Origin of the sequence: Demequina maris (genome assembly GCF_000971155.1) — a bacterium.
GTDB lineage: Bacteria > Actinomycetota > Actinomycetes > Actinomycetales > Demequinaceae > Demequina > Demequina maris.
In genome coordinates this window covers 61,687-85,251 of record NZ_BBLX01000005.1, presented here as the reverse complement: position 1 = coordinate 85,251, position 23,565 = coordinate 61,687, and the positions used below count along the sequence as shown (strand labels likewise).

General features: G+C 68.0%; 38 protein-coding genes and 1 pseudogene. All 39 read right to left on the bottom strand.

The genetic code is table 11. The annotated features are described in order from the left end of the window. Window positions 1-13: 13 nt before the first annotated feature. The 39 genes and pseudogenes from rplM to rpsL all read right to left on the bottom strand — a co-directional run bounded on the left by rplM (window position 14) and on the right by rpsL (window position 23,499). Entirely contained in the window at window positions 14-457 is a 444-nt protein-coding gene (gene rplM, locus AOM02_RS07445) for a 50S ribosomal protein L13 (RefSeq protein WP_062298320.1), read from the bottom strand. 183 nt (window positions 458-640) lie between these two features. After that, window positions 641-1,495, bottom strand: a complete 855-nt coding sequence (truA, locus tag AOM02_RS07440) for a tRNA pseudouridine(38-40) synthase TruA (protein WP_062298318.1) — start codon at window positions 1,493-1,495, stop codon at window positions 641-643. A 40-nt stretch (window positions 1,496-1,535) separates the two neighbouring features. Next, a complete protein-coding gene (gene rplQ / locus AOM02_RS07435) occupies window positions 1,536-2,069 on the bottom strand; it encodes a 50S ribosomal protein L17 (protein ID WP_062298314.1) in 534 nt (177 codons plus the stop codon). Window positions 2,070-2,087: 18 nt separating this feature from the next. Next, entirely contained in the window at window positions 2,088-3,074 is a 987-nt protein-coding gene (locus AOM02_RS07430) for a DNA-directed RNA polymerase subunit alpha (RefSeq protein ID WP_062298312.1), read from the bottom strand. 156 nt (window positions 3,075-3,230) lie between these two features. Beyond that, complete coding sequence (gene rpsK / locus AOM02_RS07425; protein WP_061963598.1) at window positions 3,231-3,620, bottom strand: 30S ribosomal protein S11; 390 nt, start codon at window positions 3,618-3,620, stop codon at window positions 3,231-3,233. Between the two features lie 3 nt (window positions 3,621-3,623). Further along, a complete protein-coding gene (gene rpsM / locus AOM02_RS07420) occupies window positions 3,624-3,992 on the bottom strand; it encodes a 30S ribosomal protein S13 (RefSeq protein ID WP_062298309.1) in 369 nt (122 codons plus the stop codon). Window positions 3,993-4,119: 127 nt separating this feature from the next. Next, window positions 4,120-4,233: a 50S ribosomal protein L36 gene (gene rpmJ / locus AOM02_RS14080; protein ID WP_062069916.1), complete on the bottom strand. Its 114-nt coding sequence runs from the start codon at window positions 4,231-4,233 to the stop codon at window positions 4,120-4,122. A 48-nt stretch (window positions 4,234-4,281) separates the two neighbouring features. Next, entirely contained in the window at window positions 4,282-4,503 is a 222-nt protein-coding gene (infA, locus tag AOM02_RS07415; protein ID WP_042213122.1) for a translation initiation factor IF-1, read from the bottom strand. Window positions 4,504-4,639: 136 nt separating this feature from the next. Beyond that, complete coding sequence (locus AOM02_RS07410) at window positions 4,640-4,942, bottom strand: hypothetical protein (protein WP_169746610.1); 303 nt, start codon at window positions 4,940-4,942, stop codon at window positions 4,640-4,642. Window positions 4,943-5,084: 142 nt separating this feature from the next. Continuing rightward, complete coding sequence (locus tag AOM02_RS07405; protein WP_156156138.1) at window positions 5,085-5,678, bottom strand: hypothetical protein; 594 nt, start codon at window positions 5,676-5,678, stop codon at window positions 5,085-5,087. Window positions 5,679-5,788: 110 nt separating this feature from the next. Then, window positions 5,789-6,406 carry a hypothetical protein gene (locus tag AOM02_RS07400; protein WP_062298303.1) on the bottom strand — a complete coding sequence of 206 codons (618 nt, stop codon included), beginning with the start codon at window positions 6,404-6,406 and terminating at the stop codon, window positions 5,789-5,791. Window positions 6,407-6,549: 143 nt separating this feature from the next. Beyond that, entirely contained in the window at window positions 6,550-7,359 is an 810-nt protein-coding gene (gene map / locus AOM02_RS07395) for a type I methionyl aminopeptidase (RefSeq protein WP_062298300.1), read from the bottom strand. A 5-nt stretch (window positions 7,360-7,364) separates the two neighbouring features. Next, complete coding sequence (locus tag AOM02_RS07390) at window positions 7,365-7,928, bottom strand: adenylate kinase (protein WP_062298298.1); 564 nt, start codon at window positions 7,926-7,928, stop codon at window positions 7,365-7,367. Beyond that, a complete protein-coding gene (secY, locus tag AOM02_RS07385; protein WP_062298296.1) occupies window positions 7,928-9,226 on the bottom strand; it encodes a preprotein translocase subunit SecY in 1,299 nt (432 codons plus the stop codon). Before secY ends, AOM02_RS07390 begins: the two co-directional genes overlap by 1 nt. An 80-nt stretch (window positions 9,227-9,306) precedes the next feature. Continuing rightward, the gene (gene rplO / locus AOM02_RS07380) at window positions 9,307-9,972 is read right to left on the bottom strand and encodes a 50S ribosomal protein L15 (protein ID WP_082104946.1); all 666 of its coding nucleotides are present in this window, start codon (window positions 9,970-9,972) and stop codon (window positions 9,307-9,309) included. After that, a complete protein-coding gene (gene rpmD / locus AOM02_RS07375) occupies window positions 9,972-10,154 on the bottom strand; it encodes a 50S ribosomal protein L30 (protein WP_062293932.1) in 183 nt (60 codons plus the stop codon). The genes rplO and rpmD overlap by 1 nt, the downstream gene beginning before the upstream one ends. A gap of 2 nt (window positions 10,155-10,156) precedes the next feature. Beyond that, window positions 10,157-10,726, bottom strand: coding sequence for a 30S ribosomal protein S5 (gene rpsE, locus AOM02_RS07370; protein ID WP_042213137.1), 570 nt, complete (start codon window positions 10,724-10,726; stop codon window positions 10,157-10,159). Between the two features lie 23 nt (window positions 10,727-10,749). Next, window positions 10,750-11,121 carry a 50S ribosomal protein L18 gene (gene rplR / locus AOM02_RS07365; RefSeq protein ID WP_062298293.1) on the bottom strand — a complete coding sequence of 124 codons (372 nt, stop codon included), beginning with the start codon at window positions 11,119-11,121 and terminating at the stop codon, window positions 10,750-10,752. 3 nt (window positions 11,122-11,124) lie between these two features. Beyond that, window positions 11,125-11,661: a 50S ribosomal protein L6 gene (rplF, locus tag AOM02_RS07360; RefSeq protein WP_062298291.1), complete on the bottom strand. Its 537-nt coding sequence runs from the start codon at window positions 11,659-11,661 to the stop codon at window positions 11,125-11,127. A 21-nt stretch (window positions 11,662-11,682) separates the two neighbouring features. Next, window positions 11,683-12,081, bottom strand: a complete 399-nt coding sequence (rpsH, locus tag AOM02_RS07355; protein WP_062298289.1) for a 30S ribosomal protein S8 — start codon at window positions 12,079-12,081, stop codon at window positions 11,683-11,685. Window positions 12,082-12,136: 55 nt separating this feature from the next. After that, window positions 12,137-12,322, bottom strand: a complete 186-nt coding sequence (locus tag AOM02_RS07350; RefSeq protein ID WP_042213145.1) for a type Z 30S ribosomal protein S14 — start codon at window positions 12,320-12,322, stop codon at window positions 12,137-12,139. A gap of 3 nt (window positions 12,323-12,325) precedes the next feature. Beyond that, entirely contained in the window at window positions 12,326-12,886 is a 561-nt protein-coding gene (rplE, locus tag AOM02_RS07345) for a 50S ribosomal protein L5 (RefSeq protein ID WP_062298287.1), read from the bottom strand. Next, the gene (gene rplX, locus AOM02_RS07340; RefSeq protein WP_062298284.1) at window positions 12,886-13,224 is read right to left on the bottom strand and encodes a 50S ribosomal protein L24; all 339 of its coding nucleotides are present in this window, start codon (window positions 13,222-13,224) and stop codon (window positions 12,886-12,888) included. Before rplX ends, rplE begins: the two co-directional genes overlap by 1 nt. Further along, window positions 13,224-13,595 (bottom strand): 50S ribosomal protein L14, encoded by a 372-nt coding sequence (rplN, locus tag AOM02_RS07335; RefSeq protein ID WP_062293953.1) that lies wholly within the window; start codon window positions 13,593-13,595, stop codon window positions 13,224-13,226. Before rplN ends, rplX begins: the two co-directional genes overlap by 1 nt. Before the next feature lie 58 nt (window positions 13,596-13,653). Next, complete coding sequence (gene rpsQ, locus AOM02_RS07330; RefSeq protein ID WP_042213157.1) at window positions 13,654-13,941, bottom strand: 30S ribosomal protein S17; 288 nt, start codon at window positions 13,939-13,941, stop codon at window positions 13,654-13,656. 18 nt (window positions 13,942-13,959) lie between these two features. After that, window positions 13,960-14,190 (bottom strand): annotated as a pseudogene (rpmC, locus tag AOM02_RS07325) (50S ribosomal protein L29); the annotation flags it as partial. After that, the gene (rplP, locus tag AOM02_RS07320; protein WP_042213163.1) at window positions 14,190-14,609 is read right to left on the bottom strand and encodes a 50S ribosomal protein L16; all 420 of its coding nucleotides are present in this window, start codon (window positions 14,607-14,609) and stop codon (window positions 14,190-14,192) included. The gene rplP and the pseudogene rpmC, both read right to left, overlap by 1 nt. Window positions 14,610-14,611: 2 nt before the next feature. Further along, window positions 14,612-15,427 (bottom strand): 30S ribosomal protein S3, encoded by an 816-nt coding sequence (rpsC, locus tag AOM02_RS07315; RefSeq protein WP_062298281.1) that lies wholly within the window; start codon window positions 15,425-15,427, stop codon window positions 14,612-14,614. Between the two features lie 11 nt (window positions 15,428-15,438). Then, a complete protein-coding gene (rplV, locus tag AOM02_RS07310) occupies window positions 15,439-15,798 on the bottom strand; it encodes a 50S ribosomal protein L22 (RefSeq protein ID WP_062298279.1) in 360 nt (119 codons plus the stop codon). Between the two features lie 31 nt (window positions 15,799-15,829). Then, the gene (gene rpsS / locus AOM02_RS07305; protein WP_062293970.1) at window positions 15,830-16,108 is read right to left on the bottom strand and encodes a 30S ribosomal protein S19; all 279 of its coding nucleotides are present in this window, start codon (window positions 16,106-16,108) and stop codon (window positions 15,830-15,832) included. A gap of 12 nt (window positions 16,109-16,120) precedes the next feature. Continuing rightward, window positions 16,121-16,960, bottom strand: coding sequence for a 50S ribosomal protein L2 (rplB, locus tag AOM02_RS07300; RefSeq protein ID WP_062298278.1), 840 nt, complete (start codon window positions 16,958-16,960; stop codon window positions 16,121-16,123). Between the two features lie 18 nt (window positions 16,961-16,978). Continuing rightward, window positions 16,979-17,284: a 50S ribosomal protein L23 gene (rplW, locus tag AOM02_RS07295; RefSeq protein WP_062298276.1), complete on the bottom strand. Its 306-nt coding sequence runs from the start codon at window positions 17,282-17,284 to the stop codon at window positions 16,979-16,981. A 1-nt stretch (window position 17,285) separates the two neighbouring features. Continuing rightward, a complete protein-coding gene (gene rplD / locus AOM02_RS07290; protein ID WP_062298673.1) occupies window positions 17,286-17,933 on the bottom strand; it encodes a 50S ribosomal protein L4 in 648 nt (215 codons plus the stop codon). A gap of 5 nt (window positions 17,934-17,938) precedes the next feature. Further along, window positions 17,939-18,601 (bottom strand): 50S ribosomal protein L3, encoded by a 663-nt coding sequence (gene rplC / locus AOM02_RS07285; protein ID WP_062298274.1) that lies wholly within the window; start codon window positions 18,599-18,601, stop codon window positions 17,939-17,941. Between the two features lie 38 nt (window positions 18,602-18,639). Next, window positions 18,640-18,948: a 30S ribosomal protein S10 gene (gene rpsJ / locus AOM02_RS07280; RefSeq protein ID WP_042213186.1), complete on the bottom strand. Its 309-nt coding sequence runs from the start codon at window positions 18,946-18,948 to the stop codon at window positions 18,640-18,642. A gap of 240 nt (window positions 18,949-19,188) precedes the next feature. Beyond that, window positions 19,189-20,379, bottom strand: coding sequence for an elongation factor Tu (tuf, locus tag AOM02_RS07275; protein ID WP_062298271.1), 1,191 nt, complete (start codon window positions 20,377-20,379; stop codon window positions 19,189-19,191). A 120-nt stretch (window positions 20,380-20,499) separates the two neighbouring features. After that, on the bottom strand, window positions 20,500-22,614 hold the full coding sequence (gene fusA, locus AOM02_RS07270; RefSeq protein ID WP_062298269.1) for an elongation factor G: 2,115 nt from the start codon (window positions 22,612-22,614) through the stop codon (window positions 20,500-20,502). 40 nt (window positions 22,615-22,654) lie between these two features. Next, window positions 22,655-23,125 carry a 30S ribosomal protein S7 gene (gene rpsG / locus AOM02_RS07265; protein WP_042213191.1) on the bottom strand — a complete coding sequence of 157 codons (471 nt, stop codon included), beginning with the start codon at window positions 23,123-23,125 and terminating at the stop codon, window positions 22,655-22,657. After that, a complete protein-coding gene (rpsL, locus tag AOM02_RS07260; RefSeq protein ID WP_062293987.1) occupies window positions 23,125-23,499 on the bottom strand; it encodes a 30S ribosomal protein S12 in 375 nt (124 codons plus the stop codon). Before rpsL ends, rpsG begins: the two co-directional genes overlap by 1 nt. Between the last annotated feature and the right edge of the window lie 66 nt (window positions 23,500-23,565).

Below are 23,565 nucleotides of genomic sequence, written 5' to 3'. Positions count from 1 at the left end.
ACTGCTGCGGCGCTTACTGCGCGACCTGGGAGATCTCGAAGACCTGCGGCTGCTGCGCGGCGTGCGGGTGCTCCGCGCCGGCGTAGACCTTGAGGTGCTTGAGCTGGGCGGCGCCGAGCTTGGTCTTGGGCAGCATGCCCTTGACCGCGTTCTCGATCACGCGACGGGGGTTCTTCTCGAGGAGCTCGCCGATCGGGACGGCCGAGAGACCACCCGGGAAGCCCGAGTGACGGTAGACCATCTTGTCGGTGAGCTTGTTGCCCGAGAGGGCCACCTTCTCAGCGTTGATGACGATGACGAAGTCACCGCCGTCGACGTGGGGCGCAAAGGTCGCCTTGTGCTTGCCGCGGAGCAGCGAAGCGGCCTGGGAGGCCAGACGACCGAGGACCACGTCAGTAGCGTCGATGACGTACCAGTTCTTGGTGACGTCACCCGGCTTGGGAGAAAACGTACGCACTGTGAAGCCTTACTTCTACTCGTTCTGGTGGACGATGCCGTGGAGGCATCGCGAAGCAATCGGTCGGCGGGTCCTGCGGCGGCGAGTGGGAGGCACCGTCCACGAGGGAACGCACAACGACGCACCATCATACGCGCACACGCCCGGAATCTCAATCCGGGAGCGCCAGGGCGCGCGCGTCGGTCACGGCAGCGTGCGACGCCCTCGGGTAGCCTCGGCGCGCGCCGCGAGCAGCGCATCGTCCGGATAGGACACCTGCTCGAGCGTGAGCCCGTGCGCGGGGGCGACCGCGATGGCCTGGGAGCGCGTCTCCGTGGCCGCGACGACGGCGAGCCAGTCGAGGTCGCGCCGGCCCTCCCCCACGGTCAGCAGCGCGCCCACGAGCGAGCGCACCATCGAGTGGCAGAACGCGTCGGCGCGCACGGTCGCCACCACCAGCCCCTGGTCGGGGCCGTCGGTCGCGCGGCACCACGACAGCTCCGTGAGGTCGCGGATGGTGGTCGCGCCCTCGCGGCCGCGGCAGAACGCGGCGAAGTCGCGCAGCCCCAGCAGGGTGGACGATGCGCGGTTGAGGGCGTCGACGTCGAGCGGGCGGCTCACGCGCACGACATGGCGCCGGCGCAGGACGTCGGGGACGCCGTCGGTCACGCGGTAGGCGTAGCGCCGCTCGGTGGCCGAGAAGCGCGCGTCGAAGCCCGCGGGGGCGACGGTCACGTCGCGGATCACGACGTCGTCGGGCAGCACGCCGTCGAGGCGGCTCATGAGCCCCTGGGCGGGGGTGCGCTCCGCCCGGCCGGGCATGCGCGCCCAGGCGTCGGCCGCGAGGTCGACGTGGGCGACCTGGCCGCGGGCGTGGACGCCCGCATCGGTCCGGCCCGCGACGGTCACCCGCGGGTACGCCTCCTGCCGGACGATGCGCACGAGGGCGTCCTCGAGGACGCCCTGAACGGTCCGCAGCCCGGGCTGGGTGGCCCACCCGGAGAAGTCGGTGCCGTCGTAGGAAAGGTCGAGGCGGGCCCGCACAGTCTCAGGGAGCATGTGCGGACCCGCCTCGGGTTGCCTTGATGGAAGGCGAGGGTTACTTGGTCTCGGCGGCCTCGTCGGCGGCGGGGGCCTCGGCGGCCTCGGCCTCGACGGCGGTCTCCTCGACGGTCTCCTCGGCGACGGGCGCCTCCTCGACCTTCTCGGCCTTCTTCGGCGCAGCCTTCTTGGTGGCCTTCTCGGCCTCCTTGGCGACGGCCTTCTTGGCGGGCGCGCCGAACTCGACGAGCTCGATCACGGCCATGGGGGCGTTGTCGCCCTTGCGGTAGCCGGTCTTGGTGATGCGGGTGTAGCCGCCGTCACGCTCGGCGAAGCCGGGGCCGATCTCGCTGAAGAGCTTGTGGACGACGCCCTTGTCCGAGAGGATCCCGAGCACCTTGCGGCGCGAGGCGAGGTCGCCGCGCTTCGCGAAGGTGATGAGACGCTCGGCGTGCGGGCGCAGGCGCTTGGCCTTGGTCACGGTGGTGGTGATGCGGCCGTGCTCGAAGAGGCTCTGCGAAAGGTTCGCGAGCATCTGACGCTCGTGCGCGGGACCGCCGCCCAGGCGGGCACCCTTGGTGGGGGTAGGCATGATTGAGAATTCTCCTTGTTACTCGTCGCTGCCCGAGAAGTAGACGGACGAGCCGCTGTCGTACTCGACGGCGCTGTCCTTGAGGGAGAAGCCCAGCTCGGCGAGCTTCTCCTTCACCTCGGTGATCGACTTCTGGCCGAAGTTGCGGATGTCCATGAGGTCCGCCTCGGAGCGCGCCGTGAGCTCGCCAACCGTGTGGATGCCCTCGCGCTTGAGGCAGTTGTACGACCGCTGCGTGAGGTTGAGCTCCTCGATCGGCTGGTTGTAGTCCTCCTCGAGCGACTCGTCCGTGTCCGACGGGCCGATCTCGATGCCCTCGGCGGCCTCGTTGAGGCCACGCGCGAGCGAGAACAGCTCGACGAGCGTCGCGCCGGCGGACGCGACGGCGTCGCGCGGCGAGATCGAGGACTTCGTCTCGACGTCGATGACCAGCTCGTCGAAGTCCGTGCGCTGCGCGACACGGGTGGCCTCGACCTTGTAGGTCACCTTGAGGACGGGCGAGTAGATCGAGTCGACGGGGATCTGACCGATCTCCGCGTCGTAGCTCTTGTTCATCGCCGCGGGCACGTAGCCGCGACCGCGCTCGACCGTGAGCTCCACCTCGAACTTCGCCTTCGCGTTGAGGGTCGCGATGTGGAGGTCCGGGTTGTGGATCTCGACGCCGGCCGGGGGCTGGATGTCAGCACCGGTGACGACGCCCGCGCCCGACTTGCGCAGGTACATCACGACGGGCTCGTCGTTCTCCGACGAGACCACGAGGTTCTTGAGGTTGAGCAGGATCTCGGTCACGTCCTCCTTCACCCCGTCGATGGTGGTGAACTCGTGGAGGACGCCCTCGAAGCGCACCGACGTCACGGCCGCGCCCGGGATGGACGACAGCAGCGTGCGGCGGAGCGAGTTGCCGAGCGTGTAGCCGAAGCCCGGCTCGAGCGGCTTGAGCGAGAACTGCGAACGGTTCTCCGAGATGACCTTCTCGGTCAGCGTGGGACGCTGTGCGATCAGCACGGTTGTTTCCTTTCCGAGCACCCGCTATCTGATGCTCGAGAGTTCCCGGCCGGGATAGGTCCGGCAGGGGCCAGAAGCTGGAAATGGGGGCGGCCACGGGCCGATGCGAAGCACCGACCCGCGACCGGGTGCGCGGGCTGGACCCGCGCGGGCGTGCTAGTTGCGGCGGCGCTTCGGCGGACGGCAGCCGTTGTGGGCCTGCGGGGTGACGTCCTTGATGGAGGTCACCTCGAGGCCGGCGGCCGTGAGCGAGCGGATCGCGGTGTCGCGGCCCGAGCCCGGGCCCTTGACGAACACGTCGACCTTGCTCATGCCGGCGTCCTGCGCACGGCGAGCGGCGGCCTCGGCGGCCATCTGCGCGGCGTAGGGGGTCGACTTGCGCGAACCCTTGAAGCCCACCTGGCCGGAGGACGACCACGACACCACGGCGCCCGAGGGGTCCGTGATCGAGATGATCGTGTTGTTGAAGGTGGACTTGATGTGCGCCTGACCGTGCGCGACGGTCTTCTTGATCTTCTTGCGCGGCTTGCGAGTAGGAGCGGCCATGTCTTACTTCTTCTTTCCGGCGACGGTCTTCTTGCGGCCCTTGCGGGTGCGGGCGTTGGTCTTGGTGCGCTGACCACGGACGGGCATGCCGCGGCGGTGGCGGAGACCCTGGTAGTTGCCGATCTCGACCTTGCGGCGGATGTCGGCGGTCACCTCGCGGCGCAGGTCGCCCTCGACGGTGAAGTTGGCCTCGATGTAGTCACGGATCGCGACGAGCTGGTCGTCGTTCGCGTCCTTGACGCGCAGGTCCGGGCTGATGCCGGTGGCTGCGAGGATCTGCTCGGCGCGGGTGCGGCCGACGCCGTAGATGTAGGTAAGTGCGATCACCATGCGCTTGTCGCGCGGGATGTCGACACCGACGATGCGTGCCATTGCTGGTTCTACTCCATCAGTAGTCGGAGGTCTGACGCTCGACCGCCCCGCAGTTGTCTGGTGCGGGCCCCGGCCTCCGAGCCGGGGGTTTGATGCATATGGTCGAACGAGGATGAGACGGGGGTGTCTAGCCCTGACGCTGCTTGTGGCGCAGGTTCTCGCAGATGACCATCACACGGCCATTGCGTCGGATCACCTTGCACTTGTCGCAGATGGGCTTGACGCTGGGCTTAACCTTCATGGTTCTTTCCTGCGTCGTCGTCGCGCACGGGTGCGCTCGGACGGCGGCTCACTTGTAGCGGTAGACGATGCGGCCGCGGGACAGGTCATAGGGGCTGAGCTCCACCACCACGCGGTCCTCGGGGAGGATCCTGATGTAGTGCTGGCGCATCTTGCCGGAGATGTGAGCGAGCACCAGGTGCCCGTTCGTCAGCTCCACTCGGAACGATGCGTTCGGCAGTGCTTCCACCACCACGCCCTCGACCTCGATGACTCCGTCTTTCTTGGCCATTACTCCGCTAACGTTGGTTGACAGGGAATGAGGGCGCGCAAAAACGCCCAACGGAAAACTATACGGCAATCTGCCGCGCGTCTCAAGCCGGCCCGCGCACCATCGCGCGGCGGGGACGCCGCTGCCTGCCCCGAGCCTACCGGAAGGCGTTGCGGAGACGCTGGACCGCGATCCCCGAGATGCGCGGGTCGCGGTGGTCGGCGAGCCGGCGCACCACCGAGGACGGCGTGCGCGCGTTGCCGAGCAGGGCGCTCAGCACATCGAGGTTCGCGTCGTGCCCGAGCGACACGAGCGCACCCATCGGGCAGTCGCTGCGGGCGGCGACGGCGGCCCGCACCTGCGGGTCGCGATGCACCGCGAGCGGCAGGAGCGCGGAGCCGGAGATCTCAGGGTCGAGCGCGCGCGCCACGTCCTCGGACGCCCCACTGGCCGGAACCACCACTGCGTACCTCCCACCGGTCATCGTTTTGCCAAGTATCTTCCGGAGGTGCGGCGCAGCGGGTCAAATCTCTGTGAGGAATCAGACATCACGTCATCTTCGTGACACACGGGACGCGCATTCCCCGGGGCTGCCAGGGATGTCAGCGTGCCGGTCCGGCGCCGTCGCGAGGCGGCACGGACGGCCTCGGCGCGAGCACCCGGTCCACCCTGTCCCCCACCGGCGAACGCTCCTCCGTGGCGCCGTCCCGGGCCCGCGGGCGGTCCTCGAGCTCCGCGACCTGCGCGCGTGAGGCCGTCAGCACGACGCCGTCCAGCGAGCGCTGCGCGAGCCGGGCGACGTCCTCGCGACGATGCGCCGCGAGCCGCTCCAGCACGTGGCGCGGGGTCGCGGAGTTGCGCGCCAGGGCCTTCAGGACCGAGAGCTCGCGGTCCTTGGCGAGCACGCCGGCGATCGCCCCGGCCAGGCCGGGCCCGGCGGCGAGCGCGACCCGCACGGAGGTGCGGCGGTCGTGCGCGAGCGAGGCCTGCATGCCCAGCGGGCAGTCGGGGCGGGAGGCCACCGCCTCCCGGACGGCGGGCTCGCGGTGCTGCGCGAGCTCGAGGATGCGGGAGCGCGGCAGCCCGTCGGCGCGGGCCTCCATGACGACCGCCCGGAGGCCGTCGTCGCGGGCCTCGCCCGCGACCGGCACCCCGGATGCCGCCATCAACGCGCGCGACCAGCCGTCGTCGGCCACCGCCACCTCCCCGTCTCGATTCCCGCGAGGCTAGGGGGTCGCGGTGAGCAACCGCTGACGCGCAGGTGACGGGCGGGTGAAGGTCCGACGAATGTCGGGTGGCGACCGCGCTAGACGTCGACGGGAGGCCGGAACCCGCGCACGGGCGCGCTGCGCGTGGGGCGGGACGGCAGCGGCTCGGCGGCATCGGCGGCGGGGTCGGCCGCCTCCATGGCCTCGTCCGCCGCGGCCTCGAGGCTGCTCTCGGCGGCCTGCGCGAGCATCGCCTCGCGGCGCGCCTGCGACTCCTCGAAGACACGGTCGCGCAGCTCGGGGGTGTGGTCGGCGACGTCGGTGCGTGCGGCGCGCGCGTCCAGCGCCGCCGCGGCAGCACCGCGCACCTCGCCCTTGCGGTGGGCGGCCAGCGCCTCGAGGATGTCCTGCCCGGCCGAGGGGTTGCCCGCGACGGCGCAGAGCACGGCGACCTGCCGGTCGTGCGACAGGTAGTCGAGGATCGAGTGCAGGACCTTGGGGTTCGCCGCCATGGCGGCACGGACCGGCACGACGTGGTCGTGCGCCAGGGTGACCATGAGGCCGAACGGGCAGTCCTCGCGCGCGGCGACCGCCTCGCGCACGAGCGCGTTGCGGGACCCGCCCAGCTCCTGGATCCGTTCCTTGGTCAGGCCGGGCGCGGAGGCCTCGTCGACGTCCGCGCTCGCCCCCGGTGCATAGGAAAACCCTCGCGCCATGGCGCCCCTCCTCAGCGTGCCGGCGTCCGGAGCGCCGGCTGAGGCGACGCTAACCCGTGGGTTTTGCGCCGGAATGCCGGTGAGGTAACGACTGCGTGAACAGGTGTGGAGTGGACCACACCAGGGGTGATGTCGTGCGGCGACTACGGCGCGACGGGCGTGACGCCGAGCGGCGCGAGCTTGGCGGCGCCGCCGTCCTCCGACGTGAGCACCCAGATGCCGTCCTCGTGCACCGCGACGGAGTGCTCCCAGTGCGCGGCGCGCGAGCCGTCGAGGGACACGACGGTCCACTCGTCGTTGAGGATGGCGGAGTCCGGGGTGCCGATCACGAGCATCGGCTCGAGCGCGAGGCACATCCCCGGGCGCACCCGCGGGCTGCGCCCGCGCACGCGGTAGTTGGGGACGTCCGGCTCCATGTGCATGGCGGTGCCGATGCCGTGGCCCACGTAGCCCTCGAGCGGGTGGAGGCCCGCCTCGTCGGCGACGTCCTCGATCGCCGCGGAGACGTCCGACACGCGGTCGGCCGTGGCGAGGGCGGCGATGCCGGCCCACAGCGCCTTCTCCGTGGTCCGCACCAGCGCGACGTCGGCCCGCGAGGCGGGCTCGCCCACGATGAAGGACACCGCGCTGTCGCCGTGCCAGCCGTCGACGATCGCGCCGCAGTCGATCGAGACGAGGTCGCCCTCGGCGATCACGCGGTGGCCCGGGATGCCGTGGACGACCTCCTCGTTGACGGACACGCACGCGGTCGCCGGGAAGCCCTGGTAGCCGAGGAAGTTCGACGTCGCACCGGCCTCCGCGATCACGCGGGCGGCCGCCGTGTCGGCGTCCGCGGTGGTCGCGCCGGGCACGCACGCGGCACGGGCGGCGGCGAGCGCGCGCTGCACGATCACGCCGGCCTGCGCCATGACCCGCATCTCCTCGCGGGTCTTGAGCTCGATGCGCCCGGCCATGCGGGTCAGCGCGCGACGGCGGCGACGAGGCGCTCGGTGACCTCGTCGATCTCACCCAGGCCGTCGACCTGGACCAGCAGGCCGCGGCCCGCGTAGAACGCGGTCAGCGGCGCCGTCGAGGTCGCGTAGACCTCGAGGCGCTTGCGGATCACCGGCTCGGTGTCGTCGGCGCGGCCCTCGATCTCGGCGCGCTTGAGGAGGCGCACGGTGACCTCGTCGAAGTCCGCGGTGATCTCGATCGCCACGTCGAGCTCGACGCCCAGGTCGGCCAGCATCGAGTCGAGCTCGACCGCCTGCTCGGGGTTGCGCGGGTAGCCGTCGAGCAGGAAGCCCTGCGCCGCATCGTCCTCCGCGAGGCGGGCACGCACCATGGCGTTGGTCACCTCGTCGGGGACCAGCTGGCCCGCGTTCATGTACTCCTGCGCCTTGACGCCGAGCGGGGTGCCGCCCTTGACGTTCGCGCGGAAGATGTCGCCGGTCGAGATCGCGGGGACGCCGAAGCGCTCCGTGAGACGGGCGGCCTGGGTGCCCTTGCCAGCACCGGGAGGACCGAGGAGTACTGCACGCATTACTTGAGGAACCCTTCGTAGTGGTGCTGCTCGAGCTGGGACTGGATCCGCTTGACGGTGTCGAGGCCGACGCCGACGAGGATCAGGATCGAGGTGCCGCCGAACGGGATCGAGGACGACAGGCCGAGCGCGACGAACAGCAGGGTCGGCACGAGCGCGACGATCGCGAGGTACAGCGAGCCGGCGGCCGTGATGCGGGACAGCACGTAGTCCAGGAACTCCGCGGTGGGCGTGCCGGGACGGATGCCGGGGATGAAGCCGCCGTACTTCTTCATGTCGTCGGCGACCTCGGTGGGGTTGAACGTGATCGCGGTGTAGAAGTACGCGAAGAACACGATCAGCAGGATGTACAGCGCGATGTGGAGCGGGGCGCTCGACTGCGCGACGTTGTTGTTGAGCCACACGACCCAGCCGGACGGGTCGTCGCCCTGGAACTGGATGATCACCTGCGGGATGGTCAGCAGCGACGACGCGAAGATCACGGGGATGATGCCCGCCATGTTGATCTTCAGCGGGATGTAGGTCGAGGAGCCGCCGAGCATCTTGCGGCCCACCATGCGCTTGGCGTACTGGACCGGGATGCGGCGCTGCGACTGCTCGACGAACACGACCGCGGCGATGACGATGAACAGCACGATCGCGGTGAAGAACAGGTTGCGCGCGCCGTTCGAGGAGTTCCAGATCGACGACACGATACCGGGGAAGCCCGCCGCCACCGAGGTGAAGATGAGGAGCGACATGCCGTTGCCGACGCCGCGCTCGGTGATGCGCTCGCCGAGCCACATGATGAGCACCGTGCCGGCCGTCATGGTCAGCACCATGCTGAGGATGACGTTCCACGAGTCGTTGGGGATGACCGGGACGGAGCAGCCGGGGAAGAAGATGTCGTTGCGCGCCATCGTGATGTACGAGGCGGACTGGATCGCGGCGAAGCCGACGGTGATGTAGCGCGTGTACTGCGTGAGCTTGGCCTGGCCCTCGGCGCCCTCCTTGTGGAGGGTCTCGAAGCGAGGGATGAGCACACGCAGGAGCTGCACGATGATCGACGCCGTGATGTACGGCATGATGCCGAGCGCGAAGATCGAGAGCTGCAGGAGCGCCCCACCCGAGAACAGGTTGAGGATCGCGAAGCCCGCGTTGGTGCTGGTCTGCGCGAGGCAGAGCTCGACGTTGCCGTAGTCGACGCCCGGGGTCGGGATCGCGACGCCCAGGCGGTAGACGGCGATGATGCCGATGGTGAAGAGGAGCTTCCTCCGAAGATCCGGGGTGCGGAACGCACTCATGAAGCCACTCAGCATTGATCCTCCATGGAAAATAGAACAGGTAGAGGATACGCGACCGGGCCCGTCCGTTCGGACGGGCCCGGTGCGATCATCTTCTAGCCCTCGTTGACCGAGCCGCCAGCGGCCTCGATCTTGGTCTTCGCGGACTGCGAGACCTTGTCGGCGTCGACGAGCGTCACCTTGACGGAGATCTCGCCCTCACCCAGGACCTTCACGGGCTGGTTGCGGCGGACCGCACCCTTCGCCACGAGGTCGGCCTTGGTGACCTCGCCGCCCTTGGGGAACAGCTCGGAGAGCTGGCCCACGTTGACGACCTGGTAGTACACCTTGAACGGGCTCTTGAAGCCGCGCAGCTTCGGGATGCGCATGTGGATGGGCGTCTGGCCACCCTCGAAGCGCTCCGGAACCTGGTAGCGGGCACCCGTGCCCTTGGTGCCGCGACCCGCGGTCTTGCCCTTGGACGCCTCACCACGACCCACGCGGGTCTTCTTGGTGTGCGAGCCGGGGGCCGGACGGAGGTGGTGGACCTTGAGGGTCGCCACCTTCTCCGCGGGCTCCTCCACCTTGGGCTCGGCCTTCTTGGCGGCCGGCTTCTTGGCGGCCGGCTTGGCCTCGTCGGTCGCAGCCTTCTTGGCGGCGGGCTTCTTCGCGGCAGCGGGCTTGTCGGCCGCAGCCTTCGCCGGAGCCTTCTTGGCGGCCGGCTTCTTGGCGGGAGCAGCCTTCTCGGCGGTCTCGTCCGCCGACTTCTTGGCCTCAGCCATCAGTCAACCTCCTCAACGGTGACCAGGTGGTCCACCGCCTTGACCATCCCGCGGATCTCGGGACGGTCCTCCTTGACGACGATGTCGCCGATGCGCTTGAGGCCGAGCGACCGCAGGGTCTCGCGGTGCTGCGGCTTCGTGCCGATCGCCGACTTCTTCTGAACGACCTTCAGTCGTGCCATGACTACTTCACCCCCGCTGCCTGGGCGCGGAGCATCGCGGCCGGGGCCACGTCCTCCACGGCCTTGCCGCGACGGGCCGCGACGGCCTCGGGGCGCTCGAGGCGCTTGAGGGCGTCGACGGTCGCGTGCACGATGTTGATCGCGTTGGACGAGCCGAGCGACTTGCTCAGCACGTCGTGGATGCCGGCGCACTCGAGCACGGCGCGCACCGGACCACCGGCGATCACACCGGTACCCGGCGACGCGGGGCGCAGGAACACGACGCCCGCGGCGGCCTCACCCTGCACGGCGTGCGGGATGGTGCCCTGGATGCGCGGGACGCGGAAGAAGTTGCGCTTGGCCTCCTCGACACCCTTCGAGATCGCGGCCGGCACCTCCTTCGCCTTGCCGTAGCCGATGCCGACGTTGCCCTCGCCGTCACCGACGACCACGAGCGCGGTGAAGCTGAAGCGACGACCGCCCTTCACGACCTTGGCGACGCGGTTGATGGTGACGACGCGCTCGACGAACTTGTTCTCCGGCTCGTTGTCGCGGCGGTTACCGCCCCGACGGCCGCTGTTGTTGTCAGCCATAATTCCTCACTCCTGGCCGCGCCCTAGAGGGCGAGGCCCGCCTCTCGGGCACCGTCGGCCACGGCCGCGACACGGCCGTGGTACTTGTTGCCGCCACGGTCGAAGACCACGGCCTCGATGCCCGCGGCCTTGGCGCGCTCGGCGACCAGCTGGCCGACCTTCGACGCCTTCGCGGTCTTGTCGCCCTCCATGGCGCGGACGTCGGCCTCGAGGGTCGACGCGGACGCCAGGGTCTTGCCGAGGGTGTCGTCCACGATCTGCGCGACCATGTGGCGCGACGACCGGCTGACGACGAGGCGGGGACGAGCAGCGGTGCCGGAGATCTTCTTGCGCAGGCGGAAGTGGCGACGCTTGCGCGAGATCGCCTTGCCCTTGCCCTTGATTGCGATACCCATGTCTTACTTACCCGTCTTTCCTGCCTTGCGGCGAACCTGCTCGCCGGCGTAGCGGACACCCTTGCCCTTGTACGGCTCGGGCTTGCGAATCTTGCGGATGTTCGCCGCAACCTCGCCGACCTGCTGCTTGCTGATGCCGGCAACGGTGAACTTGGTGGGGCCCTCGACCGTGAAGGTGATGCCCTCCGGCGGGGTCACCACGACGGGGTGCGAGAAGCCGAGCGCGAACTCGAGGTCCGAGCCCTTGAGCGCGACGCGGTAACCCGTGCCGACGATCTCGAGCTTCTTCTCGTAACCCGAGGTGACGCCCGTCACCATGTTCGCGATGAGCGTGCGGGTGAGGCCGTGGAGCGACTTCGAGACGCGCTCGTCGTTCGGGCGCTTGACCTCGAGGCCCTCGTCACCCTTCTCCACGGTGATGGGAGCGGCGACCGTGTGGGTGAGCGAGCCCTTGGGGCCCTTCACGATCACGTCGGCGCCTTCGATGGTCACATCCACTCCGGCGGGAACCGGAACGGGGATCTTGCCAATGCGGGACATTGCTCTCGTTCTCCTTTCCGGTTACCAGACGAACGCGACGACCTCGCCGCCGACGCCCTTCTTCTCGGCCTCGCGGTCCGTCAGCAGACCGGAGGAGGTGGACAGGATGGCCACGCCGAGGCCGCCGAGAACCTTGGGGAGGTTCGTGGACTTCGCGTAGACGCGAAGGCCGGGCTTCGACACACGGCGCACGCCGGCGAGCGAGCGCTCGCGGTTCGGGCCGTACTTCAGCGTGAGGGTGAGGGTCTTGCCGACCTCGGCGTCCGCCGTGGCGGAGCCGGAGATGTAGCCCTCGGCCTCCAGGATCTTGGCGATGTTCGCCTTGAGCTTGGAGTGCGGCATCGACACGGTCTCGTGGTACGCCGCGTTCGCGTTGCGCAGACGCGTCAGCATGTCTGCGATGGGGTCAGTCATCGTCATGAGTCTTGAACTCTTCCTCGCCGTGGTTTCCCTAGGGGACCTGTGGCGTAGTGGTTTACCAGCTGCTCTTGGTGATACCGGGCAGCTCACCGCGGTGAGCCATCTCACGGAAGCACACGCGGCAGAGGCCGAACTTGCGGTACACGGAGTGCGGACGGCCGCACTTCTGGCACCGGGTGTAGGCGCGGACGGCGAACTTCTGCTTGCCGGCGGCCTTGTTCTTCAGCGCAGTCTTGGCCATGTCCTACTTCTCCTTGAACGGGAAGCCCAGCTGCTTGAGCAGCGAGCGGCCCTCGTCGTCGGTGGTGGCGGACGTCACGATGGTGATGTCCATGCCGCGCACGCGGTCGATCTTGTCCTGGTTGATCTCGTGGAACATCGACTGCTCGGTGAGACCGAAGGTGTAGTTGCCGTTGCCGTCGAACTGCTTGGGGCTGAGGCCGCGGAAGTCGCGGATGCGGGGCAGCGCGATCGAGATCAGGCGGTCCAGGAACTCCCACATGCGGTCGCCGCGCAGCGTGACGTGCGCGCCGATCGGCTGGCCCTCACGCAGCTTGAACTGCGCGATGGACTTGCGGGCCTTGGTGACCTGCGGCTTCTGGCCGGTGATCGCGGTGAGGTCGGCGATGGCACCCTCGATGAGCTTCGAGTCCTTCGCCGCGTCACCGACACCCATGTTGACGACGACCTTCACGAGGCCGCCGACCTGGTTCACGTTCGCGTGGTCGAACTCCTCGCGGAGCTGCGCGACGATCTCGTTGCGGTACTTGTCCTTGAGGCGCGGAGCGGTGGTCGCGGTGGCCATCAGACGTCCTTACCCGAGCGCTTGGCGACACGCACGCGCACAGTGCGCTTGCGGCCGTCACGCTCGACCTCTTCCGTGCGGTAGCCCACACGGGTGCCCTTCTTGGTCTCCGGGTCCACGAGCATCACGTTCGAGATGTGGATCGCGGCCTCGACGGTCACGAGGCCACCCTCGGCGTTGTCGCGGCGGGTACCCGGCTTGATGTGCTTGGTGACACGCTGGATGCCCTCGACGACCACGCGCTCGCGCTCGGGGTCGACCGACAGCACGCGGCCCTGCTGACCGCGGTCACGGCCGGCGATGACGACGACGAGGTCGTCCTTCTTGATCTTCGCCATCAGATGACCTCCGGTGCCAGCGAGATGATCTTCATGAACTTCTTGTCGCGCAGCTCGCGGCCCACGGGGCCGAAGATGCGGGTGCCACGCGGGTCACCATCGAGGTTCTTGAGGATCACCGCAGCGTTCTCATCGAAACGGATGTACGAACCGTCGGGACGGCGGCGCTCCTTGGTGGTGCGCACGACGACCGCCTTGACGACATCGCCCTTCTTGACGTTGCCGCCGGGGATCGCGTCCTTGACGGTGGCGACGATGATGTCGCCGATGCCGGCGTAGCGACGGTGCGAGCCACCGAGCACGCGGATGCAGAGGACTTCCTTCGCACCCGTGTTGTCGGCGACGCGAAGTCGCGACTCCTGCTGAATCATGTCTTGTCTCCTGTCGTCTGGTTCTCGCCGATTCCTCAGCGAGCCTGGTCGAACCTAGTTACTTGGCCTTCTCGACGATCTCGACCAGGCGCCACCGCTTGGAAGCGGAAAGCGGGCGGGTCTCCATCACGACGACGAGGTCGCCGATGCCGGCGGTGTTGGCCTCGTCGTGGGCCTTGATCTTGCTGGTGCGGCGCATGACCTTGCCGTAGAGCGGGTGCTTGACGCGGTCCTCGATCTCCACGGTGATGGTCTTGTCCATCTTGTCCGACGTGACGTAGCCGCGGCGCGTCTTGCGGTAGGCGCGGTGCTCCTCGGTCGCCGTCGTGTGCTTCTTGGTCGACATATCTGTTCCTTAAGCCTTCGCGGAGGGCGCGGTGCGGATCCCGAGCTCACGCTCACGCAGGATCGTGTAGATGCGAGCGATGTCGCGCTTGACGGCCTTGAGACGACCGTGGTTCTCGAGCTGACCGGTGGCCGACTGGAAGCGCAGGTTGAACAGCTCCTCCTTGGCCTTCTTCAGCTCCTCGACGAGGCGCTCGTTCTCCATGGCGTCCAGCTCGGACGGCATGAGGTCCTTGGTACCGATGGCCATTAGATGTCACCACCCTCACGGGAAACGAAACGGGTCTTCATGGGCAGCTTGTGCTGCGCGCGGCGCATGGCCTCGCGAGCGAGCTCCTCCGGCACGCCGGCGAGCTCGAACATCACGCGACCCGGCTTGACGTTGGCGACCCACCACTCGGGCGAGCCCTTACCGGAGCCCATGCGGACCTCGGCGGGCTTCTTGGTCAGGGGACGGTCCGGGTAGATGTTGATCCAGACCTTTCCGCCACGCTTGATGTGGCGGGTCATCGCGATACGGGCCGCCTCGATCTGGCGGTTGGTGACGTAGGCGGGCTCGAGAGCCTGGATGCCGAAGTCACCGAAGGCGATGGTCGTGCCACCGGTCGCGGCGCCCGAACGCTTCGGGTGGTGCTGCTTGCGGTGCTTCACTCGACGGGGGATAAGCATGGTCAGCTCTCCTTACCGGCCTCGGCCGCGGGGGCCTCGGCAGCGGGGGCCTCGGCCGCGGGGGCCTCGGACTGGCGGGGGGCGGAGTCACGACGCGGACCACGGTCACCGCGGTCGCCGCGGCCACCACGGCCACGCTGGGGACGGGGGGCCTTCGCCTGCTCGGCGGCCCACTCCTTCTCCGTCATGTCGCCCTTGTAGATCCACACCTTCACGCCGATCTGGCCGAAGGTCGTGCGGGCCTCGAAGAAGCCGTAGTCGATGTTCGCGCGGAGGGTGTGCAGCGGCACGCGGCCCTCGCGGTAGAACTCCGAGCGCGACATCTCGGCGCCGCCGAGACGGCCCGAGCACTGCACGCGGATGCCCTTGGCACCGGCGCGGAGCGCGGACTGGATGCCCTTGCGCATGGCGCGACGGAACGACACGCGCGAGGCGAGCTGCTCCGCGATGCCCTGCGCGACGAGCTGGGCGTCGATCTCGGCGTTCTTGACCTCGAGGATGTTGAGCTGGACCTGCTTGCCCGTCAGCTTCTCGAGGTTGGCGCGAAGCTTGTCGGCCTCGGCGCCGCGGCGGCCGATGACGATGCCCGGACGCGCGGTGTGCAGGTCGACGCGAACGCGCTCACGGGTGCGCTCGATCTCGACCTTCGACACGCCGGCGCGCTCGAGGCCCTCCGACATCATCTTGCGGATCTTGACGTCCTCGTTCACGTAGTCGCGGTACCGCTCGCCCTTCTTGGTCGAGTCGGCGAACCAGCGCGAACGGTGGTCGGTCGTGATGCCCAGGCGGTAGCCGTGGGGGTTGACCTTCTGTCCCATTACTTGGCCCCTTACTTGGCAGCGACCGGGGTCGCGACGGTGACGGTGATGTGGCAGGAGCGCTTGAGGATGCGGTTGGCACGACCCTGAGCGCGCGGCTGGATGCGCTTCATGGTCGGACCCTCGTCCACGTAGATCTCCTTGATGACGAGCTCACGCTCGTCGAAGCGCTCGCCGGCCTGGTCGGCCTTCACACGCGCGTTGGCGATCGCCGAGTCGATGAGCTTGCGCACATCGGTCGCGACGGCCTGCGGCTGGAACTTCAGCGAGGCCGAGGCCTCCACGGCGTTCTGACCACGGACCAGGTTCACGACGCGGCGAGCCTTCTGGGCGGTCACGCGGATGTACCGCGTCTGCGCCTTGGCTTCCATGTTCTAACTCCTCTTACTTCGCTCGGGCGCCTTAGCGGCGGCCCTTGCGGTCGTCCTTGACGTGGCCCTTGAACGTGCGCGTGGGGGCGAACTCGCCCAGCTTGTGGCCGACCATCGACTCGGTGACGAACACCGGGACGTGCTTGCGGCCGTCGTGCACGGCAAAGGTGTGACCCAGGAAGTCCGGCGTGATGACCGAACGACGCGACCAGGTCTTGATGACGTTCTTGGTACCCGCATCGTTCTGGGCGTCCACCTTCTTCTGAAGGTGGTCGTCGACGAAGGGGCCCTTCTTGAGGCTACGAGGCATGTCCAGGCTCCCTTATCGCTTGTTCTTGCCGGTCTTGCGGCGACGCACGATGAGCTTGTCGCTTTCCTTGTTGGGCTTGCGGGTACGGCCCTCGGGCTTGCCCCACGGCGAGACCGGGTGGCGACCACCGGAGGTCTTGCCCTCACCACCACCGTGCGGGTGGTCCACCGGGTTCATGACGACACCGCGGACGGTCGGGCGCTTGCCCTTCCAGCGCATACGGCCGGCCTTGCCCCAGTTGATGTTCGACTGCTCGGCGTTGCCCACCTCGCCGACGGTCGCGCGGCAGCGCGCGTCGACGTTGCGGATCTCGCCGGACGGCATGCGCAGCTGCGCGTACGGGCCATCCTTCGCCACGAGCTGGACCGAGGCACCGGCCGAGCGCGCGATCTTGGCGCCGCCACCGGGCTTGAGCTCGATGGCGTGGATGACCGTACCGACGGGGATGTTGCGCAGCGGGAGGTTGTTGCCGGGCTTGATGTCAGCGCCGGCGCCGGCCTCCACACGGTCGCCCTGACCGAGCTTCTCGGGGGCGATGATGTAGCGCTTCTCGCCGTCCGCGTAGTGCAGGAGCGCGATGCGGGCGGTGCGGTTGGGGTCGTACTCGATGTGCGCGACGGTCGCGGGCACGCCGTCCTTGTCGTGACGACGGAAGTCGATCACGCGGTAGGCGCGCTTGTGACCGCCACCCTGGTGACGGGTGGTGATGCGACCGGTGTTGTTACGGCCGCCCTTCTTGTGCAGCGGGCGGACGAGCGACTTCTCGGGCTCCGAACGGGTGACCTCGACGAAGTCGGCGACGGACGAGCCACGGCGGCCCGGCGTCGTCGGCTTGTACTTGCGAATAGCCATGAGTGCTTACCTGTCCTTCTAGCCGGCCTGGCCGCTGAAGATGTCGATGCCCGCGTCGCCGGCGATGGTGACGATCGCGCGCTTGACGTCCTTGCGCTTGCCCAGGCCGAAGCGGGTGCGGCGCGTCTTGCCCTTGCGGTTGATGGTGTTCACGGACGCGACCTTGACACCGAAGATCTGCTCGATGGCGATCTTGATCTCGGTCTTGTTCGAGCGGGGGTCCACCTCGAAGGTGTACTTGCCCTCGTCCATGAGGCCGTACGTCTTCTCGGAGACGATCGGGCGGACGATGATGTCGCGGGGGTCCTTGTTCAGCGTGGTCACGTTACTTCTCCTCCGCCTCGGACTCCGACGCGACGGCCTTCACGGACTTGCCGGTGGCAGGGCCCGCGACGAACGCGTCGAGCGCGGCGCGCGTGAAGACCGTGTCGTCGTTCACGAGCACGTCGTAGGTGTTGAGCTGGTCGACCGCGATGAGGTGCACGTCGGCAGCGTTGCGCAGCGAGAGCCAGGTGAGCTCGTCGGTGCGGTCCGTGACGACGAGCGCGCTGCGGCCCGAGGTGAGGGCGGTCAGCGCCTCGAGGGCGGCCTTGGTCGAGGGGGCGTCGCCGGACACGAGGCCGTCGACGACGTGCACGCGGCCGGCGCGAGCGCGGTCCGAGAGGGCACCGCGGAGGGCGGCGACCTTCATCTTCTTGGGGGTGCGCTGCGAGTAGTCGCGCGGCTGCGGGCCGTGGACGGTGCCACCGCCGGCGAACTGCGGCGCGCGGGTCGAACCCTGGCGGGCGCGACCGGTGCCCTTCTGCTTGTACGGCTTGCGGCCACCACCGCGGACCTCGCCGCGGGTCTTGGTGGCGTGCGTGCCCTGACGAGCGGCAGCCAGCTGCGCCACGACCACCTGGTGGATGAGCGGCACGTTGGTGTCGACGTCGAAGATCTCTGCGGGCAGCTCGACGGTCTTGGAGTTAGCCATGGTGATCACGCGCCCTTCACGGCGGAGCGGATGAGAACGACGCCGCCCTTGTTGCCGGGAACCGCGCCCTTGACGAGCACGAGACCCTTCGCGGCGTCCACCGAGTGGACGCGCAGGTTCTGGACGGTCTTGCGGGCGTTGCCCATGCGGCCGGCCATCTTGAGGCCGCGGAAGACGCGCGAAGGCGTCGACGCGCCACCGATGGAGCCCGGCTTGCGGTGGTTGCGGTGCGCACCGTGCGAGGCGCCCACGCCGGAGAAGCCGTGGCGCTTCATGACACCGGCGGTGCCCTTGCCCTTGGTGGTGCCCGTCACGTCGACGAGCTGGCCGGCCTCGAACACCTCGGCGGTGATCTCCTGGCCGAGCGCGTACTCGGACGCGTTCGAGGTACGGACCTCGGCGACGTGGCGGCGCGGCGTGACGCCGGCGGCCTCGAAGTGGCCCTTGAGCGGGTTGGTGACGCGGCGCGGGTCGACGGCGCCGAAGGCGAGCTGGACAGCCTCGTAGCCGTCGCGCTCGGCGTCCCGCACCTGGGTGATGACGTTGGTGTCGACCTGGATCACCGTGACGGGCACAACGCGGCCCTCGGCGTCCCACACCTGCGTCATGCCCAGCTTCGTACCGAGCAGCGCGGTGACCGCGCGCTGGGCATTGGAAGTCGTAGTCATGATTCGGGAAGTCCTAACTTCTCTGTACTGATTGCTCGTTAGAGCTTGATCTCGATGTTGACGTCGGCGGGCAGGTCGAGACGCATGAGCGAGTCGACGGCCTTCGGCGTCGGGTCCACGATGTCGATGAGGCGCTTGTGCGTGCGCATCTCGAAGTGCTCGCGGGAGTCCTTGTACTTGTGGGGCGAACGGATCACACAGAACACGTTCTTCTCGGTCGGCAGCGGCACGGGGCCCACCACCGACGCACCGGCGCGCGTGACCGTCTCGACGATCTTGCGGGCCGAAGAGTCGATGACCTCGTGGTCGTAGCTCTTCAGCCGAATGCGGATCTTCTGTCCCGCCATGGCGTGGTCTGCCTTATCTCTCGTTACAACTATGGTCATCACCCCGACCCCCGCGCTCGGGCGTGTCGCTCATCTGCGACACACGTGCGCCTGGACATTTCTGTCGGGCCGTGGGTGAAGGTGCGGCTGCCCGCGATAGGCAACCTGAATATTGTGCCATATTCCGGACGGCTGCGCCAGCCGGAGGCACGCGCGGACGCGGGGCCCGGCCCGAAGGCCGAGCCCCGCGTCGCGTGGGGACTACTTGATGATCTTGGTGACGGTGCCGGAACCGACGGTACGGCCACCCTCGCGGATCGCGAAGCCCTGACCCTCCTCGAGGGCGATCGGCTGGATGAGCTCGACCGACATCTCGGTGGTGTCACCCGGCATGACCATCTCGGTGCCCTCGGGCAGCGAGATGACGCCGGTCACATCCGTGGTGCGGATGTAGAACTGCGGGCGGTAGTTCGTGTAGAAGGGGTTGTGGCGGCCACCCTCATCCTTGTTGAGGATGTAGACCTTGCCCTCGAACTGGGTGTGCGGCGTGGTGGTGCCGGGGGCGACCACGACCTGGCCGCGCTCGACGTCCTCGCGCTTGGTGCCGCGGAGCAGCAGACCGCAGTTCTCGCCGGCCCACGCCTCGTCCATCTGCTTGTGGAACATCTCGATGCCGGTGACGGTGGTCTTCTGCGGCTCGCGGATGCCGAGGATCTCGACCTCCGAGTTGATCTTGAGCTTGCCGCGCTCCACCTTGCCGGTGACGACGGTGCCACGACCGGTGATCGTGAAGACGTCCTCGATCGGCATGAGGAAGGGCTTGTCCATGTCGCGGACCGGCTCCGGGACGTTCTCGTCCACGGCGTCCATGAGGTCCTGGACCGACTTGACCCACTCCGGGTCGCCCTCGAGCGCCTTGAGCGCCGAGACGCGGATGACCGGGGCGTTGTCGCCGTCGAAGCCCTGCGAGGAGAGGAGCTCGCGCACCTCGACCTCGACGAGCTCGAGGATCTCCTCGTCGTCGACCATGTCCGACTTGTTCAGCGCGACGAGCAGGTAGGGGACACCCACCTGGCGCGCGAGCAGGACGTGCTCACGGGTCTGGGCCATCGGACCGTCGGTCGCCGCGACCACGAGGATCGCGCCGTCCATCTGGGCCGCACCGGTGATCATGTTCTTGATGTAGTCAGCGTGACCCGGGGCGTCGACGTGCGCGTAGTGGCGCTTCTCGGTCTGGTACTCGATGTGCGCGATGTTGATCGTGATACCGCGCTCGCGCTCCTCGGGAGCCTTGTCGATGTCCTCGAACGGCGTGAACGGGTTGAGCTCGGGGTACTTGTCGTGCAGCACCTTCGAGATCGCAGCGGTCAGCGTCGTCTTACCGTGGTCGACGTGACCGATGGTGCCGACGTTCACGTGCGGCTTGGACCGCTCGAACTTGGCCTTAGCCATGGTGGCTTCCTCCTGATTGGGTTGTGAGACTCGGGTAGAGGATCCGACTGCCGATGGCCGCTGCCATCGTGGGGCGTATCCCTACTGGTCGTTATTGTTCCTGATTTTCAACCGGTGGGACTACTCGCCCCGGGTCTTTGCGATGATCTCCTCGGCAACGTTGCGAGGAACCTCGGCGTAGCTGTCGAAGGTCATCGAGTACACCGCGCGGCCCTGCGTCTTGGAACGCAGGTCGCCGACGTAGCCGAACATCTCCGACAGCGGGACCAGAGCGTTGATGACCTTGACGCCGGCGGCGTCGGACATCTCACGGATCTGGCCACGGCGGGAGTTGAGGTCGCCGATGACGTCGCCCATGTAGTCCTCGGGCGTACGGACCTCGACGGCCATCACGGGCTCGAGCAGGACCGGGTTGGCCTTGCGCGCGGCCTCCTTGAAGGCCATCGAGCCGGCGATCTTGAACGCCATCTCCGACGAGTCGACGTCGTGGTAGGCGCCGTCGACCAGGGTCGCCTTGACGCCGACCATGGAGAAGCCGGCGAGGATGCCCACGTTCATGGCGTCCTGGATACCGGCGTCGACCGACGGGATGTACTCGCGCGGCACGCGACCACCGGTCACGGCGTTGTCGAACTCGTACATGACCTCGGAGTCGGCGTCGAGCGGCTCGATCGTGATCTGGACCTTCGCGAACTGGCCCGAGCCACCCGTCTGCTTCTTGTGGGTGTAGTCGTACTTCTCGACCTTGCCACGGATGGTCTCGCGGTACGCGACCTGCGGCTTGCCCACGTTGGCGTCGACCTTGAACTCACGACGCATGCGGTCGATGATGATGTCGAGGTGCAGCTCGCCCATGCCCGAGATGACGGTCTGGCCGGTCTCCTCGTCGAGGCGGACGCGGAAGGTCGGGTCCTCCTCGGCGAGCTTCTGGATCGCGACCGACATCTTCTCCTGGTCGCCCTTGGTCTTGGGCTCGACCGCCACGTGGATCACGGGCTCGGGGAAGGTCATCGACTCGAGGACGACCTGGTCGTTCGAGTCGCACAGGGTGTCACCGGTGGTGGTGTCCTTGAGGCCGATCACCGCGTAGATGTGGCCCGCGGTCACGCCGTCGACCGGGTTCTCCTTGTTGGCGTGCATCTGGAAGATCTTCCCGATGCGCTCCTTCTTGCCCTTGGTCGAGTTGATGATCTGCGCACCCGACTCGAGCTTGCCCGAGTACACGCGGATGTAGGTGAGGCGACCGAAGAACGGGTGCGCGACGACCTTGAACGCGAGGGCCGAGAAGGGCTCGTCGGCGTCGGCGTGACGCTCCACGATCTTCTCCTCGTCACGGACGTCGTGGCCCTGGATGGCGGGGACGTCGAGCGGGCCCGGGAGGTAGTCCACGACCGCGTCGAGCATGGGCTGCACGCCGCGGTTCTTGAACGCCGAGCCGCAGAGCACCGGGTAGAGCTCCGAGTTGATCGTCATCTTGCGGATGGCGGCCTTGATCTCGTCGACGGTGAGGTCCTCGCCGCCGAGGTACTTCTCGAGCAGCGTCTCGTCGGACTCCGCGACGGTCTCGAGCAGCTCCGCGCGGTACTCCTCGGCCTTGTCGGCCAGGTCCGCGGGGATCTCCTCGATCTCGTACTTGGCGCCCATGGTCACGTCGCCCTTGGCGTCGCCGGGCCACACGAGGGCCTTCATCTGCACCAGGTCGATGACGCCCAGGAAGTCGTTCTCCGCGCCGATGGGCAGCTGGATGACGAGCGGCTTCGCACCGAGGCGCGACTTGATGGTGTCGACGGTGAAGTAGAAGTCCGCACCGAGCTTGTCCATCTTGTTGACGAAGCAGATGCGCGGGACGTCGTACTTGTCCGCCTGGCGCCACACGGTCTCCGACTGGGGCTCCACGCCCTCCTTGCCGTCGAACACCGCGACCGCGCCGTCGAGCACGCGGAGCGAGCGCTCCACCTCGACGGTGAAGTCGACGTGACCCGGGGTGTCGATGATGTTGATCTGGTTGTCGTTCCAGAAGCAGGTCACCGCGGCGGAGGTGATGGTGATGCCGCGCTCCTGCTCCTGCTCCATCCAGTCGGTCGTCGACGCGCCGTCGTGGGTCTCACCGATCTTGTAGTTGACACCCGTGTAGAACAGGATGCGCTCGGTGGTGGTCGTCTTGCCGGCATCGATGTGAGCCATGATGCCGATGTTGCGGACCTTCTTCAGGTCCGTGAGCACGTCCTGTGCCACGTGAGGATCTCCTTGAGTTTCCGTCGAGAGGGGCCTGCGACTACCAGCGGTAGTGCGCGAAGGCCTTGTTCGACTCGGCCATCTTGTGCATGTCCTCGCGGCGCTTGACCGCGGCGCCGAGGCCGTTGGACGCGTCGAGGATCTCGTTCATGAGGCGCTCGGTCATGGTCTTCTCGCGACGCTGGCGCGAGAAGTCGACCAGCCAGCGCAGGCCGAGCGTGGTCTGACGCACGGGGCGCACGTCGACGGGGACCTGGTAGGTCGCGCCACCGACGCGGCGGCTGCGGACCTCGAGGGCCGGGCGGATGTTGTCCAGCGCGCGCTTGAGCACGACGACCGGGTCCTGACCCGACTTCTCACGGACGCCCTCGAGCGCGCCGTACACGATGGCCTCGGCCGTCGACTTCTTGCCGTCGAGGAGGACCTTGTTGATGAGCTGCGTGACGACCGGCGCGCCGTAGACGGGGTCGTTGATGATCGGCCGCTTGGGGGCCGGTCCCTTGCGAGGCATTACTTCTTCTCCATCTTCGCGCCGTAGCGGCTGCGAGCCTGCTTGCGGTTCTTGACACCCTGGGTGTCGAGCGAGCCACGGATGATCTTGTAACGGACACCGGGGAGGTCCTTCACACGGCCGCCGCGCACGAGCACGATCGAGTGCTCCTGGAGGTTGTGGCCCTCACCGGGGATGTACGCGGTGACCTCGATGCCGGTGGACAGACGGACACGGGCCACCTTGCGGAGCGCCGAGTTCGGCTTCTTGGGGGTGGTCGTGTAGACGCGCGTGCACACGCCGCGACGCTGGGGGCTCGACTGAAGAGCCGGGGTCTTGGTCTTCGAGGCCTTGGGGTGGCGGCCCTTCCTGACCAGCTGCTGAATCGTAGGCACTACTTCTCCGTGTCTCTGTGGTTCTGCGGGAACGTTTTATTCGTGTCGGCCCGACCCCCGCGCCCG